A 19,032-nucleotide genomic window follows, 5' to 3' on the forward strand; every position below is an offset into this window, starting at 1 on the left:
GGGACCAAAGTGCCTGATATTGAGAACGTACTCCACAATATCGATGACAATCTGAACATGGCAGTTTCAAAGCTGTTTGAGCTGATCTCAATCCCCTCGATCTCAAACGAGCCATCGCGGGAACCGGATATTGCGCAAGCTGCCAATTGGCTTTTACGAGAGCTGTCTTCTGTTGGGCTGGTTGCTGAAATCATCCAAACAAAGGGTCATCCTGTAGTGCTTGCACAGTCGTTATCCGGCCTCGAGGAAAAGCAAAAGCGTCTGCTTTTTTATGGCCATTACGATGTTCAACCCATCGGCGACCCGGAACAGTGGACGTATGCTCCGTTCAAGCCTGAACTCATTGAAGATGGCGACATCAAACGGTTTTATGGTCGCGGCGCATCTGATAGCAAAAGCCAGCTTTGGACCTTCATTGAGGCCCTGCGCGCCTGGAAAAGTGTCAACGGTGAATTCCCGGCCGAGATCACTGTTGTACTTGAGGGCGAAGAGGAATGTGGTTCGCCAAGTCTGCCGGAATTCATTCAGCAGCATCGAGAGGACCTCGCATGCGATGTTGCCTTTATCTGTGATGCGGAAATGTGGTCGCCCACTCAGCCCGCGATCACAACACAGCTTAAAGGTCTTTTTCACGAAAGGGTAATGATTTCTGCTCCCAATCCCGATCTTCACTCGGGGCATTACGGGGCGGTTGCTGCAAATCCCATTCGGATTTTAAGCGCCATCCTTGCTGGTATTCATGATGATAGAGGACGGGTGAAGATTAAAGGTTTTTACGATGATGTGCGAGATATTCCGGACGCTCTCCGCAAACAATGGCACGAGCTTTCCCGATATTCCGGCTTGTTCGACGGCGTTGAACTAAGCGGTGGAGTGATCGAAGAAGGGTATTCGGCACTCGAGGCGATGTGGGGGCGGCCGACTGTCGATATCAACGGCATCACCGGCGGTAACCAGGGGCCGGGAGAGCGTTCCGTGCTGCCCGGAACGGCAACAGCGCGCCTTTCCTTCAGACTTGTCTCCGGGCAGGAGCCAGAAAAAGTCCGGGCAAGCTTTCGCCGATACGTTGAGTCCCTTATTCCAGACGGCTGTTCTGTTGTGTTTGAAGGCATAAGTGGTAGTTCTCCAGTCGTACTTTCTCAGGACAGTGCTTTCCTTCGTGCGTCGGCACAGGGCCTCGAAGCGGAATGGGGGCAGCCAGCGGTCCTCATAGGCACCGGCGGCGCAATACCGCTTGTGCAGCAGTTCAGTGAAGTGTTGGGCGCTGATTGCATCGTCATCGGTTTCATCCTTTCGACCGATGCTATTCATGCACCCGACGAAAATTACGATATGGAGCGTCTGAGGAAAGGGGCCAGAAGCTGGGTGCGCATTTTCAAGGAGATTCAGCAAATGCAGTAAGTCCGGTTGATGTGTGAACTGCGGCTAAAGAAAAGCACAAGATGCCTTGCCTCGCCTGGGCGGAAAGTTTCACCAATGCTCGGATAACTGCTGGCAACCTTGCTGCACCTCAATGAACGCTTTTGATGGCAACGCGGGGACCATTCGTCCATCGTCCTTGATCAGTGGTGAACGTCCGGTTCCCCGGTCCGCCGGCACTTCATTTATAATTCCGTAAAAACATTACCGACGAAAGGCATGCCCTTGTTTCTTCGACCATCCCCAGAGGCTGGTTCTGTCCGCCTAAAGGTCGGGTTCGTTCTTGCGCATTCGTTTACATTGACTGCGTTTGCCCTCTTCATCGACACGCTTCGACTTGCCAGCGACAAAGGTGACAGCTCAGGCCGGATCGACGCGGACTGGGAGGTGCTGTCGAATACCAGGCATCTAGTCACCGCGAGCTGCGGGATTCAGGTCGCGCCAACGTCGTCGCTCCTTGATCCAAGGAAGTTTGACTACATCGTGGTCATCGGGGGACGATTGACCGGTGGCTCGGGGGTCGACAACGACACCCTGCTATATCTACGCGCGGCTGCATCCAAGGGGATACCCTTGATCGGCGTCTGTACGGGAACATTCATCTTGGCCGAGGCCGGGCTCATATCCAGGCATGAGACCTGCGTTAGTTGGCTGCACTATAATGATTTCCGGGAACGCTTTCCGGATCTGAGGGTTCGGGCCGATAGGATTTTCAATCTCGATGCAACACGTGGATCGTGCGCGGGCGGTAGTAGCACCGCCGATCTGGCTGCTGCATTGGTACGGCGGCATATCGGGGAAGAAGCCGAGCGAAACGCGCTCGAAGTGCTGCAGATTGACAAAGTTCGCAATGCCAATTCAGTGCAATCGCGTCGGCCCTTGTCGATAGACACGGACGATCCGAGGCTTCGCACGGCGCCGATTCTGATGGAACAGAACATTGAGAACGCGATGTCCATCCCTGGAATGGCCGCAACACTGGGGATTTCCCGACGACAGCTTGAGCGACTGTTCCTGAAAAAAGTTAACAGCTCGCCCGCGCTTGTCTATCGACGCGTGCGGCTGGAGCATGCGAAATCTCTCCTGAGGCAAAGCGACACTCCGCTGATCGAGATCGCGATGGCAGTCGGTTTCGAGAATGCTTCTCACTTTGCGAGGGCCTTTCGACGGCTCTACGGTTATTCACCCAGTGTATGGAGGCGCTCGCAGTTTATTTCACAAAGCACCGAGCATCAAACGCCATAGGCTTAATTTGCCTGGAAAAACGCGCAAAGTGATCCAGATTTCTGTTGGATCGCCTTCTGCGATCGACACTTTATCGACCTCTCTTGAAGCTATTTCCCCAACCTGGTTCGCGCATATACACTTGGGCAATTCAAGTTGCGGGGAGCGCGACAGCGGAGAGAACGACTGTTGGACATCTGTCGTAATGTGTTGCCTTGGGTAGCTGCCGAGCAAAGCTGCAGCGCCTGTGTAATCAGTGAACTGGCCTGGAGTCATGAGGAAACTGACCGGCCGATCATTGGCATCGATGATGACATGCAATTGGGGTTCATACATCTTTCGTGCGGCCAATCAGCAGCCTTGTATAAGGGTCGATTCTGGTTTTGGCGGTGCTAAAAGAGCCCCGGCGGTGAAGGACCTTCCGGATTGATGTTCCTGACCGCTGCTTCGGTAGTCATCCATTTGATTTGACAGATCGTTGTGGCTGGAATTTGTAGCCTGACTTATAGAAAATTATCCGACGTGATAGCCGCCGTCGACCGGGAGCGTTACCCCTGTCACGAACTCGGCGGCCGGTGAGGCAAGAAACAGGACGGGGCCAATCAGATCGCCCGTCGTGCCCCAACGCTTCAGTGCAGACCGTTCGGCAATCTTCCCGGCGCTTGCCTCAACTGACCAGAGCGGCTGAGTCATCTGTGTTTTGTGGTAGCCCGGCGCAACGGCATTGACCCGTACACCATCCCGCCCGTATTTATGGGCCAGAGCCCGGGTAAGCCCCACGATACCAGTCTTGCTGGCGGTGTAGGCAGGAACGGAATCATCCGCAAGGTAACTTAGCATGGATGCCAGATTGATGATGCTGCCACCAGTTGCTTTCAGTAGGGGAAACGCCGCCCGGGACAAGCGCATCGCGCTGTTGAGATTAATGTCCATTACTTCAAGAAATGTTTCTTCATTCCATTCAGCGTCGGGCCGCGCAACGCCCTGGCAATTGACAAGCACATCAAGCCTTTCCAGTTTGGCAAAAAAAGTATCGACTTCAGCAGCGTCGCGCACGTCAAGTTGTTCGAAGCGCAGGCGATCCGATACTTTCGGCCAGGCGGCGGTTACGCGGTTCTGAGAACTGCCCGTAGCGATAACAGATGCGCCGGCTGCAGCAAACCCTTCCGCAAGCGCGCTGCCAATTCCACCGGTGCCGCCCGAGACCAAAACCGTTCGTCCGGAGAACAAGCCGGCATTGAAGGTTTCTGTTTCTTTCATTTGAGCACTCCTCGCAGATTCAGATCAGTGTTTTCAGTGCGGCAATGACCATATCTTCGGTGACCAGGATAGGTTCATTATGGATGATTTCACCTTTGCGGCAGGCGCGCCTGGCGACGATCTTCAACTTGTCTTCCGTAGGCTCAACAATTCCGATGTCGGCCAGCCTTGCTGGAAGGCGAACCGAAAGACAAAACTCCCGAACCCTTCGAAACTCGTCCTCCAAGCCGTGCAGTTGCAGACCGGCCAACACCCCGATAGCGACTTTTTCGCCATGCAGATGGTGATGCACGTCATCCAGCTCGCATAGCCCATGATGAATGGCGTGAGCGGCCGCCACACCTCCGGACTCGAAACCGATGCCGGAAAGAAGGATGTTTGCTTCCACGACCCGCTCCAGAGCGGGTCCCGCAGTGTTTGCATCACAATCAGCCAGCGCGGCGACTCCATATTTGAAGATCGTGTCCCGACAGGATCGGGCCACTTCGAAGGCCAAGCTTGCACCTTGTATTTTCATACAGTTGGAAGCGCCGCTTTGACGGCAGGATTCAGCCTCGTAGAAGGTTGCCAGTGCATCGCCGATACCCGCCGCCAGATAGCGGGCGGGTGCCTTGGCGATCAATGCAGTGTCCACCAGCACAAGATCCGGGTTGCGTGGCAGGAATGTATCATAGGCCACGCTACCGTCATCGTTATAGATCACTGCTAACGCGCTGCATGGTGCGTCGGAAGCGGCTATCGTCGGAAAAATTATGATTGGAAGGGCAAGATCGCGGGCCGCCGCTTTGGCCGTATCCAAAGCCTTCCCGCCCCCTGCCCCGATGATCACATCTGCACCAATGTCGCGCGCACGCGCAACAAGCAATGCAATTTCCCGCTCGGAACACTCTCCACCATGACGGATGATTCCAACCGGGACAGCGTTTTCAAAGGCAGCAGCGATATCCTTTTCGATGAGATCAAAAACACCCCGGTCAAGAAGCAGTGCGGCCTTGTTACCGAAGACGGCAGCCTCCTGCCCCAGAAGCCGGATAGCGCCCGCTCCCTGAATATATCTGCCCGGGAAGCGCGCTCCCGTACCTGCATTTACCAACATACGTAGCCACCGTCGGCAAGAACGATCGAGCCGGTCATCAGACTTGAAGCATCACTGGCAAGAAAAAGGATGACTGAAGCAATCTCGTCTGTACGCCCGAGACGGTTCATAGGTGTGCCGCCGGCCCAGTGGCGATACATCTCCGGATCGTCATAAACATATTTGGTCATTTCTGTCTCGATATAGGTCGGGGCCACCGAGTTGACCCGCACCCCCCGCGCACCCCATTCGGCAGCAAGCGATCTGGTAAGATGATGAACCGCAGCTTTGGACGCGTTATAATTGGCCTGTTCCTGTGGGCGATTAACGATAAACCCCGACATTGATCCAACATTGACGATAGTACCCGACCCTCTCTCCAGCATGGCTGTTCCGAAGGAGCGGCAGCACCAGAAAACACCGTTGAGATTGACGTCGACAACTTTAATCCAAATTTCATCGGTCATGGTTTCAGCGGGATGATTGCTGATGGCAATACCCGCATTGTTGACGAGGATATCCACTGACCCGTGGCGTTTGACTATTGCGTCATGTGCAGCCTGAACACCGGCGGAACTGGTAACGTCCAACTGTTCATGGTCCACATTGTAGCCTTTGCCGCACAGGCCTTCAGTTGCTCTCTTCAATGGCTCCAGATTCATGTCAGTGAGAACGACAGTTGCTCCGGCTTCAGCGAGAGCTTCGGCTGTCGCAAGCCCAATGCCTTGGGCAGCGCCAGTGATTACAGCGACCCTACCCGTCAGTTTGAATTTATCGAGATACATGGAAGCGCACCTTTGCGTTTGAATTGATCGGGCTGTCGAACAGTGCAGTGAAAATCATCGCGAGAGCCCGTCCAGATCGTCGTAAAGCGTCTGGCTATGATGATAGAGCTTCTGGAAGAAGTCTTGCATCGGCGCATAAACCTCGACCCATTTCGGATCTGGCATCACCTCTTCGACATAGCTGACATGAGCCTCAACAGCGGCATTGATATCGGCAAAACGACCTGTCGCCGTGGTGGCCATGATACCACATCCGATAATGCCGCATTCAGCTTCGGCAGGGACGAGAACAGGAATATTGTATATGCTGGCCTTGATCTTCATCCACAGCGCAGTCTTCGTCCCGCCACCTGATGCAATAATCCGCTCCAAGGGCGCACCGGAAATCGCGTCCAATACATTAATGTGACGCTTGACGCCGAAGGCCACGCCTTCGAGTATCGCCCGATGCATATGGGCAAGGCCGTGATTGGCGCCGATCCCGAAGAATTGTGCGCGCGCATTGCGGTGATTGCCGAGCCGTTCACCGGCAAGGTAGGGCATGAAGAACAGCCGGTCAGATCCTGGTGGGGCCTCCGCTGCTTTCGCAACTATATCTTCATAGCTGAATTGCTTTTCATGAAATGCACGGCGTGCCCAGCGCATGGCATCGCCGCCGGACTCCAGCAGCATGAATGCCCCCCAATTTCCCTCGACGGTACCGACATTGCACACTGAAGGATTGAGCAGAGGCTGCTTTGCTATAGCGGTAATAATGGCCGAGGTCCCCATGACCTCCGAGCCGATTCCCGGTGTACATACGCCGGAACCCAGCAACGCCACAGGATAGTCCGCCCCTCCAACGAGCACCGGCGTTCCTTGGCGCAACCCGGTCTTTTCCGCAGCTATCGCCGTAACACTACCGACAAACTCAAGAGGATCTCGCAGCGGAGCAAGCTTGTTTCGGTCCAGACCCAGAAGCCCGATCATTTTATCTGACCATTCGCCTGTGCGGGGGTCCATCAAAAAGCTGGCCCCACCATCGGTACGATCCATGGCGATTTCATCGGTCAACCGGAGATTGATGTAGTCCTTTGGCATAAGGACAGCAGCCGTTTTCTCGTAAGCCCGGGGATCATTATCGCGCAGCCACTGCAGCTTGAATCCGGGCCAGGCAGGCGCGGGCGGATTTGCACAGTCAGCGATATAATCCTTGGGCTCATGGGTTCTTTCAAAGTCCGCCACATAGTCGATTGTGCGTTTATCATTCCATAAAGGTGTTGTGTCCCGAACCAGCTCACCGCCGCTTCCGATCAGGACTGTCCCATGCATCTGTCCGCAGGCAGCTATGGCTGAAATTCGCATATGTGCATCCGGAACCTTATTCAGAACCTCGCGGATCGAAGCCACGACGCCATGCCACCAGTCCTCCGGGCGCTGCTCCGACCAGCCAAATTGCGGGACGATTTGCTCGTGCTCTTGCGCAGCAATGACAAGTATCCTGCCCGCACTGTCAACAAGTGCCGCCCGGACGCTCCCGGTTCCGACGTCAATCGCAAGCGTGAGATTATCATCCATGGAACCGTGTCCTTTTGGCCAGGGTCGAACTCAGCTCTGATAACGGCCGTGCCATATGGTGACTACTTGCGAAACCAGTTGGAGGCGTACTGGAGAAGCATCGCACCTATGATGATGCAACCCATAAACACCTGCTGATGATACCCGGGTACGCGAGCCAAGTTCATCATATTGGCAATAATGCCAAGGACAATAACGCCGATGAACGTGTTTATGACACCACCTCGTCCGCCCATCAGGCTCGCACCGCCAATAACCACTGCTGCAATTGCATCAAGTTCCGCACCGACACCGATATTGGCTGAACCAATCCCGGTACGGCTTGTTGAAACTATGCCTGCAGCTGCGGCAAGAATGCCCGAAATAACGTAGACCGCCATCGTGTAGTATCCGACGGGAATGCCCGAAAGTCGCACTGCGTCCAAATTCGAACCGATCGCTTTCACAAGTCGTCCAAAACGGGTGAAAGTCAGCACCAGACCGGCAATTAGAAACACCACACCCATCAGTATTATTGGATAGGGAATGGAGCCGAACGTGCCCGAGCCGAATGCAGTCACTGCTGCGCCACTGTCACCCATCAGGATGGGCTGGCCAGCGGAGATGATCAGTGACAGACCCCGTGCAATGGTCATCATGGCCAGTGTTGTTACGAATGGGGGAAGCTTTAGGTAGGCTATGAGCAGCCCGGATATGAGGCCGCAGGCGGCACCCGCAATCAGCCCACTGCCAAGGGCAACGCCAGTCCCGTACTTCTGAATCAGAATGGCGGAAATAACGCTTCCGAGCGCTGCGATCGATCCCACGGAGAGATCTATTCCGCGTGTGAGAATGACGAAAAGCATGCCCACCGCCATGAGGCTCGTCCCCGAAATCTGCCGCAGTACATTGAGAAGATTCCGTTCGGTCAAAAAGACGTTCGACATGGATGTCGCCACGATCAACAGTGCTATCAAGATAGCAAGCGTGCCATAACGGTGGAGAATGTTGCTGATGTTCAGCGAGCGGCGGTGTGTTTCGGTCAAATCTGTCACTGGCCTACCCAATCAATGGTTCGATACTGCTGGCGCAGCAATACTTGCCATTGCCAGCTTCAATAATTTTTCTTCGGTGTAATCATCCGGCTCGAGTGAACCTGTTATCTCTCCCTCGCGCATCACCAATATACGGTCGCAAAGACCAAAGAGTTCCAGGTGTTCAGATGAAATGACAAGCACCGCGCGGCCATCGGCGGCCAGCGACTTGATAAGCGAATAAATCTCGGTTTTGGCACCGACATCAACACCGCGCGTTGGCTCATCGAATATCAGCATGTCACCATCGGCATGAAACCATTTTGCCAGAACGACCTTCTGCTGATTCCCGCCCGACAGGCTCGACACCGGATCATTGAGGCTACCCGCTTTAATCTTCAGTTGAGAAGCCAGCTTTGCTGCGGCTGCCTTCTCAGCGGTGCGGCGGATAAAACCAAAGCCGTTGACCAAGGGTGCAAGCCTGGACATGGTTGCATTGACGCGAATTGGAAAATCGAGGACCAGTCCCTGTTCCTTGCGGCTCTCCGGTACCAATCCGATACCTGCCTTCACTGCATCTTGAGGGGAATTTATTCGTACTTTCTTGCCTTGGATGAAGATACTGCCTGATTTGGCACGGTCGGCTCCAAATATCATCCTCACGACCTCCGTGCGACCAGCACCGACCAGCCCCCCAAGCCCGACGATCTCCCCTGCCCTTACCGCCAGAGAAACATCTTTTATGCGCCGCCCGTCAGAAAGGTTCTCTACCCGCAATACTTCCTTTCCAGGCTTGCGTTCCACATCTTCACCGAATAAAGCCTTGAGTGAGCGCCCGACCATCATCCGTATGACATCGTCGATTCCTACGGATTTCGCTTCGACCGTTGCGACCGAGGAACCGTCTTTCATGACGGTAATGCGGTCAGCAATCCGGAAGACCTCATCGAGGCGGTGCGAGATGTAAACGATGCCGACGCCACGCTCCCGTAATGTGCGAATAATATCAAGCAGACGCTCGGCATCCTGAACTGATAGAACAGCGGTAGGCTCATCAAAAACAATGACACCGGCATTGTGGGAAAGTGCCTTGGCAATTTCCACCACTTGTTGATGTGCCGGAGGCAAATCACCCACGATCGATCCCGGGGAAATCGAAAAACCCAGGCTTTCGATCAGTTGGCTGGCCCGGCGATTCAGGGCGCGCCATGAAATGACCCGTGGTATTCCCGAAAGAAAGATATTCTCCGCAACGCTAAGATCGGTTGCGAGCGCCATTTCCTGATGAATTATCGCAATACCCTTGCCGAGAGCATCCATGGGACCGCGCAGGGCGACTTCATCTCCGCGGACCTTGATCGTTCCTGACTCGGGTATATGTTCACCACCAAGAACACGCATGAGTGTTGATTTCCCTGCACCGTTTTCGCCAAGCAATGCATGGACTTCACCGGCACGCAAAGCAAAGTCCACGCCCTGAAGTGCGCGAACGCCTCCAAACGATTTGCGAATGCCGGTCAGTTCAATGAGACTATCCATGGCAAATTCTTCTTATCGACAGTCGAATAAGGGGAGCGACTGGCAGTATGTGACGCTGCCAGTCAGATGATATCAATCAGAAAACCGCATCGGCCTTGTAGTACTGGTCGACATTATCTTTCGTGATAGCCATTGGTGTCGTATAAGTGATCTTTGAAACATCCGCCGGCAGCGTACCGTCGATTGCCTTCTTGGCAAGATCGACAGCGGTGGAGGCGACAAGAGCCGGATCATTCAGACCCGTCGCACCGTATTTGCCGTCCTTAATCAGTTTTAATGCTTCCTTTTGACCGTCGGCTGCTGCGAGGAACAAGATGTCGTCCTTGCCTCCAGCCTGCTCGAAGGCTTTCTGCGCGCCCAGAACCATGGAGTCGTTTTCTCCAAGCACAACGTTGATGTCCGGATTAGCAACGAGAAGGTCTTCCATTGCTTTCAGCCCACCTTCATTGCCCCAGGCACCCCAACCCTGACCGACGACTTCAAATCGTGCGCGACCCTCATTGCGTAGCTGACCTTCTGCAAGACCGGCAAGCACACCGAGACGGCGCTCCTGACCGACTTCGTTGCCCTTGTCGCCGGAAATCAGTGCAATCTTCAGGTCCTTGCCTTTTGTTTGGTCCGCGAGCCACTGGCCCACGAGCAAGCCGTTCTGCGTGTTTGAAGATTGAACGAGGGTGATGAACTGTGCCTGCGGGTCAAGTGTTGAATCAATGACAAACACTTTAACCCCGGCCGCAGCTGCTGCATTGACAGCCGGAACAAGACCCTTGCTGTCGCGGGGATTGACGATCAACGCGTTAATGCCTTGCGCGACCATGTCTTCAATATCGGCAACCTGCTTGTTCAGATCATTCTGGGCATCGGCGGAAATGACTTCGCAGCCCAAACTTTCCGCATGCTTTTTGGCGGACACTTCCTGTGCTGCAAAGTAGGGCGCATCCAATGTTTTCATGGAAATACCGAGTTTACAATCGGCAGCTTGCGCCGCTGAAAATGCAGCAACCGACGCAGCAGCCACAAGAGCCAGTCTGAAAGCATTCTGTTTCAGGAATTTCATTTTTTCTCCTCCTCCGTAACGCGTAACCCGCGAGCCAACTCCTCATGGCTATATGTAGCGTAATTACGTAATAATTTAACGTCAACATATTTTTCAATCATTATGCAATGTTTTATGGTGGTTGCGGGTAGTAAAATTTCCCTTGCACGTTTCTTCTGATCTGATTATGTAATTTTACTACCAATTACGGAGACTGATATGTTGAGAGAGCCTGTTTCATCCATAGTTGACCCTGACGCTGGTGGAATGAGTGGACGCACCGGCCGCTATGAAAAGCGTTTAAGCGATCTGGTCGGGCTTTACGAGAACGCAGAGGCCTACGAAGCTCTTCTTGGTTCCGAAGGCGACCTTCTTGTTTATGACGTCGAAGATTTCCGCCCCGGCGAACACACAGGCGACATCAATTACGGGGTTACCCGTATGAGCCCCGGCCGTGTAGGCCGCGAATTCTATCTTACACGTGGGCACATACATGCAAAAGCAGACAGGCCGGAGATATATTTTGGTCAGCGTGGCTACGGGTTGATGCATCTGGAATCGCCTGCGGGCGAGACACGTATTGTCGAGATAAAGCCCCAAACCATCTGTTACGTGCCGCCATTCTGGATTCATCGGTCCGTCAATGTCGGCGACGAGGATCTCGTCATGGTTTTCGCCTATCCCTCCGATAGTGGACAGGATTACGGCATCATCGAAGCATCCAACGGAATGCGTCATCGCATTGTCGCTGATAATTCCGGCGGGTGGGAGCTGGTCGACAATACGGCCTACAAACCACGCACTGACCAGCAGGTTGCCGCACTGATGAAACAGTATGCTTGACGAAACGCAGACACAACAGGACCGATGCATGGAAAATCCAATCGAGCTGATCGCGCGCCTCGGTGTCATCCCAGTTATCGCAATTGAGCGAGCCTCCGATGCAATTGCCCTCGCAGATGCACTACTTGAGGGCGGCCTGCCCGTGGCCGAGATCACATTCCGGACAGAAGCAGCAGCTGAGGTGCTTGCCGCAATACGTGATGCCCGCCCTGAACTTTGCATAGGCGCCGGCACTATTCTAGATACTCAAAGCCTCAAGCGTGCAGTCGACAGCGGTGCCCGCTTTGCTCTTGCTCCGGGTTTTGATCCCGCAATAGTCGATGCGTCGAACGCGCAAAGCCTGCCTTTCTATCCGGGCATCATGACACCTACTGACCTTACGATCGCAACGGCACGCGGCGTCCGGTTGGCGAAATTCTTCCCTGCAGGGATAGCCGGTGGACCAAAAGCCCTTTCAGGAATAGCTGCTCCCTTTGCGCATCTCGGCATCCGCTTCATCCCCACGGGCGGTGTGACAGAAGCGACAATCGGCGAGTGGCTTTCCATACGTCAAGTTGTCGCTGTCGGCGGAACATGGATCGCAAAGACCGAAGACATTCGTGACGGCCGGTTCAAGGACATAGCGAAAAATGCCGCTGCTGCTATCAAGATTGCGCAACAGGCATTGGAGAGCCGTCAGTGACCGGATACTCCCCAGCAAAAAGCCCGACGCTTTACTTCATCGGCGTTAGCACGGGCAAAAGTTCGATCATGAAGGTCTTTCCGGCATGGGCAAAAGAATTGAGCCTGGGCGATGCCATCATCAAGGGAATTGACTTCAAACTCCACGACGATCCGACGGAATATCGCGATGCGGTCGAATTCATCAAAAACGATCCGTTCTCCCTGGGTGCGCTCGTAACAACGCATAAGATCGATCTTTTCCATGCCTGTAATGACATATTCGATGTCATTGATCCCCATGCCCTTCTTATGGATGAGACGAGTTGTATATCCAAACGTGACGGCAAACTGGTCTGCCATGCAAAAGACCCTATTTCATCCGGCCTTGCCATCGACGGGTTCATTGAGAAAGGCTATTTCGCTCGCACCGGTGCTGATCTTTTTTCGATGGGTGCGGGAGGGTCTACAATTGCGATTACATGGCATCTCATGCGCCGCTCCCGCGGCCTGGATGTTCCGGGGCGTATTGTTGTTTCCAACCGCAGTCAGCACCGGCTTGACGAGATTCGTCGAATTCATTCCCAGATCGCAAGTGATGTGCCGGTCGAATATGTTTTGGCTCCAAAGGCTGAGGATAATGATGCTGTTCTACAAAGGTTGAAGCCTGGCTCACTGATCATCAATGCCACAGGTCTCGGTAAAGATGCGCCCGGTTCGCCCCTGTCCGACGCCTGCAGTTTTCCAAATCGTTCCATAGTGTGGGACCTCAATTATCGTGGCGAATTGGTCTTTCTCGATCAGGCGCGCCGCCAACAAAATTTGGCAAACCTCCAAATCGAGGACGGTTGGACCTATTTCCTTCATGGTTGGACACAGGTAATTGCCGAGGTATTTGACGTAATGATACCGACTTCGGGACCTGCCTTTGAACGAATCTCGAAAATTGCACTCAATGCGGCAGGACGATGATATGCCTCAACGCATTCTGGTTACGCCACGTTCTCTGACCTCAGAACCTCACCCTGATATTGAGCGGTTGAAGGAACAGGGTTTCGATATCGTCTACTCAACACCGGGAGCCATTCCCACCGAAGCCGAACTGCTCGAACTTGTACCGGGATGCGTTGGCTGGCTAGCCGGAGTTGAGCCGGTGACGGCCAGAATCATCGATGCAGCAAGCGACCTGAAAGTCATCAGCCGTAATGGCGTCGGTGTGGATAATCTGCCGCTGGATATGTTGAACCAGCGCGGTGTCAGGATCATGGTTGCCGAAGGTGCGAACTCGTTTGGCGTTGCGGAGCTGACCATCGGGCTTCTCTTCAGCGCTCTCCGCTCCATTCCATTTGCTGATGCCGGCATCAAGTCCGGCGGCTGGCCTCGTGTGCGCGGTATTGAAATCAGAGGCCGTACAACAGGCATTATCGGGTGTGGCGCTATTGGCCGCGAAGTTGCCCGCATGGTGATAGCGCTCGGCGCTTCTGTTATCGCTTTCGATCCTCTTCGACCAAATCTGGACTTTCCCTCCTCAGCATTTTCCTATGCGGATGTTGACGATGTCATCTCGAACGCAGATGTCGTTTCACTTCACTGTCCCCTGCCGGCCGACGGATCAACGCTACTTCACCGGCGACGGTTATTCGCCGCTAAAAACGGCATGGTACTCATCAATACAGCACGGGCAGGACTGGTCGATGAAGATGCGCTGATCGATGCACTCGATGCGGGCAGGATCGGCTACTATGCTACGGACGTTTTCGAACCCGAACCGCCCGTCTCCCTGGGACTTGCCTCGCATCAGCATGTTATTGCGACGAGCCATATTGGAGGTTTCACAGCAGAAAGTGTGGATAGGGCCACACGCCTGGCAGCTGACAATCTTGTCGCAGCACTGCGACCGTGAGGCAAAATGAGCGGACGCCTCGTAGAATTGGAGCTTGACTGTCCCCTCGCCAAAATACTGCGCAGCCCGCCCACATCGGGCATCCGTATCTATTGGCTCGGTCAGGCTGGCTTTATCATTGAAGCCCTCGGAAAGCGAATTATAATCGACCCTTATCTTTCCGACTCTCTTGCGGAAAAGTACCGGGGTACCGAACGTCCCCATACCCGTTTGATGCCGCCGCCAGTTACCGTTGACGAAACAGGCGTTATTGATCTTGTACTGTGCACGCATGCTCACACGGATCATATGGACCCCGACACACTCAAGCCACTGCTGCAGCAAAATCCCCGGACAAACCTCATTGTGCCACGCGCGGCACGCTCACAGGCTGTAGACCGGTCCGGTGTTGCAGAAGATCGCATGATCCTTTTGAGCGGCGGCGAAATATTCAGCTTCAGGCAGGGGATTACCGTTACGGCCACCCGCGCTGCTCATGAAACTCTGGAAACAGACCCTGAAGGAAATAATCGATTTCTGGGCTACGTGTTCGACTTTGATGGCGTAAAGATCTGGCATTCCGGCGACTGCGTTCCTTTTCCCGGCCTGGAAAACGAAATCTACGCTCTCCATCCCGATGTAGCGTTGCTTCCGGTGAATGGCCGTCGGACAGACCTTTCGCAAAATGGCGTGCCTGGAAACTTCAGCTTGAAGGAGGCCATTTCGCTTGCCCGGTCAATTGGATGCCCGCATATGGTCGCGCATCACTACGGACTTTTTGCCTTCAATACCGAGCGGCCGGAAGTTATCGACGCTGCGGCGCAGTCGACGAAATCTCCAGTCATCCACCGCGCCCGCCAGGGAATTGCGTTCACCTGGACGAGGATTTAGCATAGAGCGAATAACCTCTTGATCCGCGATGGTGAGGGAGAGGCAAGAGAGGCCACAAAATGGATACGGATGCGGGCGCAGAAATACGGGGCAATAGCGGCCGCAATATAATCGAGATAATCCGCAACATGCGTTCGGACTTACGCAAATCCGACCGCAAGGTTGCCGATATCGTTCTCAGCGATCCGCAGCGGATGTTGAATGCCACGGTGGGCGAGACAGCAACTCTTGCACAGGTCAGCCAGCCGACTGTCTTGAGGTTCACCACCGCCATAGGGTGCAATGGCTTTCAGGATTTCAAAATTCGCCTCGCACAAAGTCTGGCCTTCGGAACACCGGCTACGCATTCCGTGCTGCTCGATACTGACAAGCCGGAAATCGTGGCAGGAAAAATCTTTGATTACACCATGACAAGTTTGGATTGGGCACGTTCTCGTCTTGATAATGCAGCCCTGCATAAAGCAATCGATATTTTATCCGAAGCAAAATCCATTGAATTCTTCGGCTTTGGTGCGTCGGGGATTGTCGCGCGCGATGCGCAACAAAAGTTTCCGCTTTTTGGTGTACCTTGCGGGGCGCAGCTCGATTCCCATCAGCAGGTCATGGTTGCCGCCATGATGAAGCCTGGTGACGTCGCTTTTCTCATATCCAACACTGGAACGACCCGTTCAATCATCGAGATTGCGCGAATTGCGCGAGATAACGGGGCAGCCGTAGTTTGTCTGACCGGTTCGGATTCACCGCTTACCAACTACAGCGATGTATCTCTCATCATAGAAACGTTGGAGAATACCAATATGTATACACCAACGATTTCCCGTATCGCTGCCTTGGTCATCATCGATATTCTTTCGACAAGCGTTGCGATGCGCCGGCCCGCTGATGAACAGGCCCGCATACATCAGATGAAGCGGCAGCTCAGCGACATGCGCAAGATGCAACCAATCTGATATACAAGAACGTATCAGTCTATCTGGAAAACCAACGGGCATAGCCAGTTCCTGGCTGTCCAGAAAGGTCGTAGAGATCTTCCTTTGAAAAGGCAGATACTATTGGATTCTCTGAGAATTTCATCCTCAGCTTGAACCTTCTGTAATTTGGTAACGGGAACAAAGCATCCCCTAAAAGGCGATCGCATGGCAATTGTTTAAGTTGTCAAACGCCAGTTAAGAGAATTTCGACGTTCCCTGGTTGGCGTCCCGTTCCTTAAGTTCTCACCGCACTCAATGATATTGCTGCGCAGATCAATACTGCCAAGCCTTCCTGAAAGCATTGGCTTCTTCCTTAAGCCAATCACAGAAAAGCATAGATTTGCGATGCCTGCGGTTTCTTCGCAACGCCACATACTCCTGACCGCTTTCAATGAACCTGAATGGCGCAACCAGTCTGCCTGACCTGATATCATCCGATACAAATGGCCAAGGCGCGATGCACACACCAAGTCCGGAACTTGCTGCTTCCAGCATGAAGTAGAAATGTTCGTACTCGGCCCCAACTTTATCGTCGATGAGGGTGCCCGAGCGTTCGCACCAATCCTTCCACGCATGGCGGCGTGTGCGGGAATGCAGTCGGGCAACTTTGGAAAGATCATGCCCCGCCACATCGGCAAGCGCTGGTGTGAGAACCGGTCCCATGGTTTCCTTGAACAAGGGCACAACCTCGGCCCCATCCGCCCACGGGTCTGACCCCACGCGTATTGCAACATCGAAACCGTTCCGGGAAAAATCGACAGGCTTGCTTGATGCCGTCAAACGCACCTCAATGTCAGGTTGATTAGCTCGAAACCTGTACAGCCGGGGAATGAGCCACCGCATCGTGAACGTTCCGGGGCAAGAAACATCGAGCGGTCCCTCTTCGGTATCGGCGACTGTTCGCACGGCCATGTCCAACTGATCGAATGCCGGAATGAGACTGGACAATAATCTCGTTCCTGCTTCCGTAAGGCATTGCGCATTCTTTGGACCTTCGAACAAGGTGACGCCCAGAGTATTTTCAAGATGCTGCACCTGCCGACTGATGGCGCCATGGGTGACATTCAGTTCTTGAGCAGCCAGCGTCATGCGACCGTGTCGTCCCGCAGCTTCAAACGCACGAAGGGCATTCAGGGATATCGGACGGCGAGTCATGTGAGTTTTCCGTACAATGTTTGTGTAATGAAATCGCTTTTCTACATCAGCACGTACATCTACAACGTTGATAAATCCAGTAATTACTGGCTGAAACCCATAACTTTCCCGCTCTCTAACCGACTCTAACAAAAACTTCTTGTGATCTGGCGTATCAATGCCCGATTGAGAAGCCGCGGAGCCATTCCTATGACAAGACGAAAACCTGACGGAAGTGCCGGTGATGCAAATTATGGAGTGATTGGAGCCGGATATACCAGATATCGGCAGCCTGAACCATTCATTGCCCGGTTTATACGGTCGGAACTGGGTGCGGCAAAAACCGTTCTGAACGTGGGCGCAGGTGCGGGTTCGTATGAACCTGTCGATCTCAACGTCACAGCCATTGAGCCATCTGCGTCGATGCGGTCTCAACGTCCCCCAACCCTGTCCAGCGCCATTGATGCAGTTGCCGAGAACCTGCCGTTCGGGGCCGCTTCCTTTGATGCAAGCATGGCAAGTTTTACGGTTCACCAATGGCAGGACCTCGAAAAGGGCCTTGGCGAAATGCGACGCGTGACACGCGGGCCAGTGCTGGTCTTGTCGTGTGACCCTGCCGAACTTGAACAGTTCTGGTTAAATGCCTACGCACCTGAGGCCATCGCGGTGGAGGCGCGTCGCTATCCATCCATGCAGAGGATCATAAATGGTTTGGGTGGTAAGGGGGACATCCTTCCGATCCCTATACCGCTCAACTGCGTTGATGGCTTCGGTGAAGCATATTACGGGCGTCCGGAACGGCTGCTTGAGCCCGGTGCGCGGCTTGCAAACTCAGCCTGGAGTTTCCTTGAGGAGTCAATGTCGCGACGCTTTGTCGATCATTTGCAGCATGATCTTGATACCGGCGGCTGGGATACGCGCTATGGGCACTTACGTACGCAACCCTATTTCCAAGGGTCTCTCAGACTGATTATCGGCCGTTGACTGACAAAGCAACATGCCAATTCCAACTCCATTCTTGCAGCGAAAGAACCGTCATGTCCACTCTGAAAGACAAGCTGCGTGCGCTGAGTTCTCTTTCCAGCCCATTTGCATTCGATCCTTCAAGCACACCCCTCGATCCGCAAACGTTGTTCCTTGATTGGTTGCAGCTTGCGATTGATACCGGCATTCGCGAACCGCATGCGATGATCCTATCGACTGTGGATGCCAATAATGAGCCCGACGCCCGCGTGCTTATCCTCAAAAATCTTGATGATAATGGCTGGCATTTTTCTACTGGCAGAAACAGTCCCAAGGGCCAGCAGATCGAAAATAGCCCATCCGTGGCCCTGACATTCTACTGGCAGAAGCTTGGCCGTCAGGTTCGCATCAGGGGAACTGGTACCGACATGGGATTTGAACAGCGAAATGACGATTTCCTCGACAAGCCGATCGGTTCACGTATCCAGGCGCTTCTCGGAAAGCAGAGCAAGATCGTTGCCAGTCACAAGCCGGATGAGCTGGCAACGGCACGGATGGCAGCGTTTCTTGCACAGCATCCGGCACATGTTGATCCAAACTGGACTGTTTATGCGGTCAAGCCACGAGAAGTTGAATTCTGGCAGGCACACCAACAAAGGCAACATGTTCGTCTGCGTTACCGCCTTGGAGAAAGCTGCTGGATTAAAGAACTCCTCGGAGCCTGAACGATCGTCAACAACTGGACTTGTATCTTCGATCGTTATATTTGGTAAAATATAA

At 53.8% G+C, this 19,032-nt stretch carries 19 protein-coding genes; 10 read left to right on the forward strand and 9 right to left on the reverse strand.

Features of this window, described 5'->3' with window-relative positions; genetic code table 11:
- Positions 1-9 precede the first annotated feature (9 nt).
- Entirely contained in the window at positions 10-1,401 is a 1,392-nt protein-coding gene (locus ABKW30_RS09625) for a M20/M25/M40 family metallo-hydrolase (RefSeq protein WP_348598665.1), read from the forward strand.
- A gap of 237 nt (positions 1,402-1,638) precedes the next feature.
- Positions 1,639-2,664 carry a GlxA family transcriptional regulator gene (locus tag ABKW30_RS09630; protein WP_348598667.1) on the forward strand — a complete coding sequence of 342 codons (1,026 nt, stop codon included), beginning with the start codon at positions 1,639-1,641 and terminating at the stop codon, positions 2,662-2,664.
- Here ABKW30_RS09630 and ABKW30_RS09635 read toward each other — a convergent pair.
- From ABKW30_RS09635 to ABKW30_RS09670, 8 genes are all read right to left on the reverse strand, one after another.
- Positions 2,635-2,994, reverse strand: a complete 360-nt coding sequence (locus ABKW30_RS09635) for a hypothetical protein (protein ID WP_348599019.1) — start codon at positions 2,992-2,994, stop codon at positions 2,635-2,637. The genes ABKW30_RS09630 and ABKW30_RS09635 overlap by 30 nt on opposite strands.
- A 162-nt stretch (positions 2,995-3,156) precedes the next feature.
- A complete protein-coding gene (locus ABKW30_RS09640) occupies positions 3,157-3,903 on the reverse strand; it encodes an SDR family oxidoreductase (protein ID WP_348598668.1) in 747 nt (248 codons plus the stop codon).
- Positions 3,904-3,922: 19 nt separating this feature from the next.
- Entirely contained in the window at positions 3,923-4,999 is a 1,077-nt protein-coding gene (locus ABKW30_RS09645; RefSeq protein WP_348598670.1) for a glycerol dehydrogenase, read from the reverse strand.
- Entirely contained in the window at positions 4,990-5,763 is a 774-nt protein-coding gene (locus ABKW30_RS09650; RefSeq protein WP_348598671.1) for an SDR family oxidoreductase, read from the reverse strand. Before ABKW30_RS09650 ends, ABKW30_RS09645 begins: the two co-directional genes overlap by 10 nt.
- Before the next feature lie 54 nt (positions 5,764-5,817).
- Positions 5,818-7,320: an FGGY family carbohydrate kinase gene (locus tag ABKW30_RS09655; RefSeq protein WP_348598672.1), complete on the reverse strand. Its 1,503-nt coding sequence runs from the start codon at positions 7,318-7,320 to the stop codon at positions 5,818-5,820.
- A 62-nt stretch (positions 7,321-7,382) separates the two neighbouring features.
- Positions 7,383-8,354 carry an ABC transporter permease gene (locus tag ABKW30_RS09660; protein ID WP_348598674.1) on the reverse strand — a complete coding sequence of 324 codons (972 nt, stop codon included), beginning with the start codon at positions 8,352-8,354 and terminating at the stop codon, positions 7,383-7,385.
- 12 nt (positions 8,355-8,366) lie between these two features.
- A complete protein-coding gene (locus ABKW30_RS09665) occupies positions 8,367-9,872 on the reverse strand; it encodes a sugar ABC transporter ATP-binding protein (protein ID WP_348598675.1) in 1,506 nt (501 codons plus the stop codon).
- A 76-nt stretch (positions 9,873-9,948) separates the two neighbouring features.
- Complete coding sequence (locus tag ABKW30_RS09670) at positions 9,949-10,929, reverse strand: substrate-binding domain-containing protein (RefSeq protein WP_348598677.1); 981 nt, start codon at positions 10,927-10,929, stop codon at positions 9,949-9,951.
- 198 nt (positions 10,930-11,127) lie between these two features.
- Here ABKW30_RS09670 and ABKW30_RS09675 point away from each other — a divergent pair, with 198 nt between their 5' ends.
- From ABKW30_RS09675 to ABKW30_RS09700, 6 genes are read left to right on the forward strand one after another with little or no spacing between them, the layout of a single operon-like run.
- The gene (locus ABKW30_RS09675) at positions 11,128-11,751 is read left to right on the forward strand and encodes a glucose-6-phosphate isomerase (RefSeq protein ID WP_348598678.1); all 624 of its coding nucleotides are present in this window, start codon (positions 11,128-11,130) and stop codon (positions 11,749-11,751) included.
- Positions 11,752-11,779: 28 nt separating this feature from the next.
- Positions 11,780-12,433, forward strand: coding sequence for a bifunctional 4-hydroxy-2-oxoglutarate aldolase/2-dehydro-3-deoxy-phosphogluconate aldolase (eda, locus tag ABKW30_RS09680; RefSeq protein WP_348598679.1), 654 nt, complete (start codon positions 11,780-11,782; stop codon positions 12,431-12,433).
- Entirely contained in the window at positions 12,430-13,383 is a 954-nt protein-coding gene (locus tag ABKW30_RS09685; RefSeq protein WP_348598680.1) for a shikimate dehydrogenase, read from the forward strand. Before eda ends, ABKW30_RS09685 begins: the two co-directional genes overlap by 4 nt.
- Position 13,384: 1 nt before the next feature.
- Entirely contained in the window at positions 13,385-14,314 is a 930-nt protein-coding gene (locus ABKW30_RS09690; RefSeq protein ID WP_348598681.1) for a phosphoglycerate dehydrogenase, read from the forward strand.
- Between the two features lie 6 nt (positions 14,315-14,320).
- Entirely contained in the window at positions 14,321-15,184 is an 864-nt protein-coding gene (locus ABKW30_RS09695; protein ID WP_348598682.1) for an MBL fold metallo-hydrolase, read from the forward strand.
- 59 nt (positions 15,185-15,243) lie between these two features.
- On the forward strand, positions 15,244-16,134 hold the full coding sequence (locus ABKW30_RS09700; protein ID WP_348598683.1) for an SIS domain-containing protein: 891 nt from the start codon (positions 15,244-15,246) through the stop codon (positions 16,132-16,134).
- Positions 16,135-16,428: 294 nt separating this feature from the next.
- Here ABKW30_RS09700 and ABKW30_RS09705 read toward each other — a convergent pair whose 3' ends face one another.
- Positions 16,429-17,310, reverse strand: a complete 882-nt coding sequence (locus ABKW30_RS09705) for a LysR family transcriptional regulator (protein ID WP_348598684.1) — start codon at positions 17,308-17,310, stop codon at positions 16,429-16,431.
- A 189-nt stretch (positions 17,311-17,499) separates the two neighbouring features.
- Here ABKW30_RS09705 and ABKW30_RS09710 point away from each other — a divergent pair, with 189 nt between their 5' ends.
- Positions 17,500-18,273, forward strand: coding sequence for a class I SAM-dependent methyltransferase (locus ABKW30_RS09710; protein ID WP_348598685.1), 774 nt, complete (start codon positions 17,500-17,502; stop codon positions 18,271-18,273).
- A 53-nt stretch (positions 18,274-18,326) separates the two neighbouring features.
- Positions 18,327-18,977 carry a pyridoxal 5'-phosphate synthase gene (locus tag ABKW30_RS09715; protein WP_348598686.1) on the forward strand — a complete coding sequence of 217 codons (651 nt, stop codon included), beginning with the start codon at positions 18,327-18,329 and terminating at the stop codon, positions 18,975-18,977.
- The last annotated feature ends 55 nt before the right edge of the window (positions 18,978-19,032 follow it).

It is taken from the genome of Phyllobacterium sp. SB3, from assembly GCF_040009165.1.
Taxonomy (GTDB): Bacteria; Pseudomonadota; Alphaproteobacteria; order Rhizobiales; family Rhizobiaceae; genus Phyllobacterium.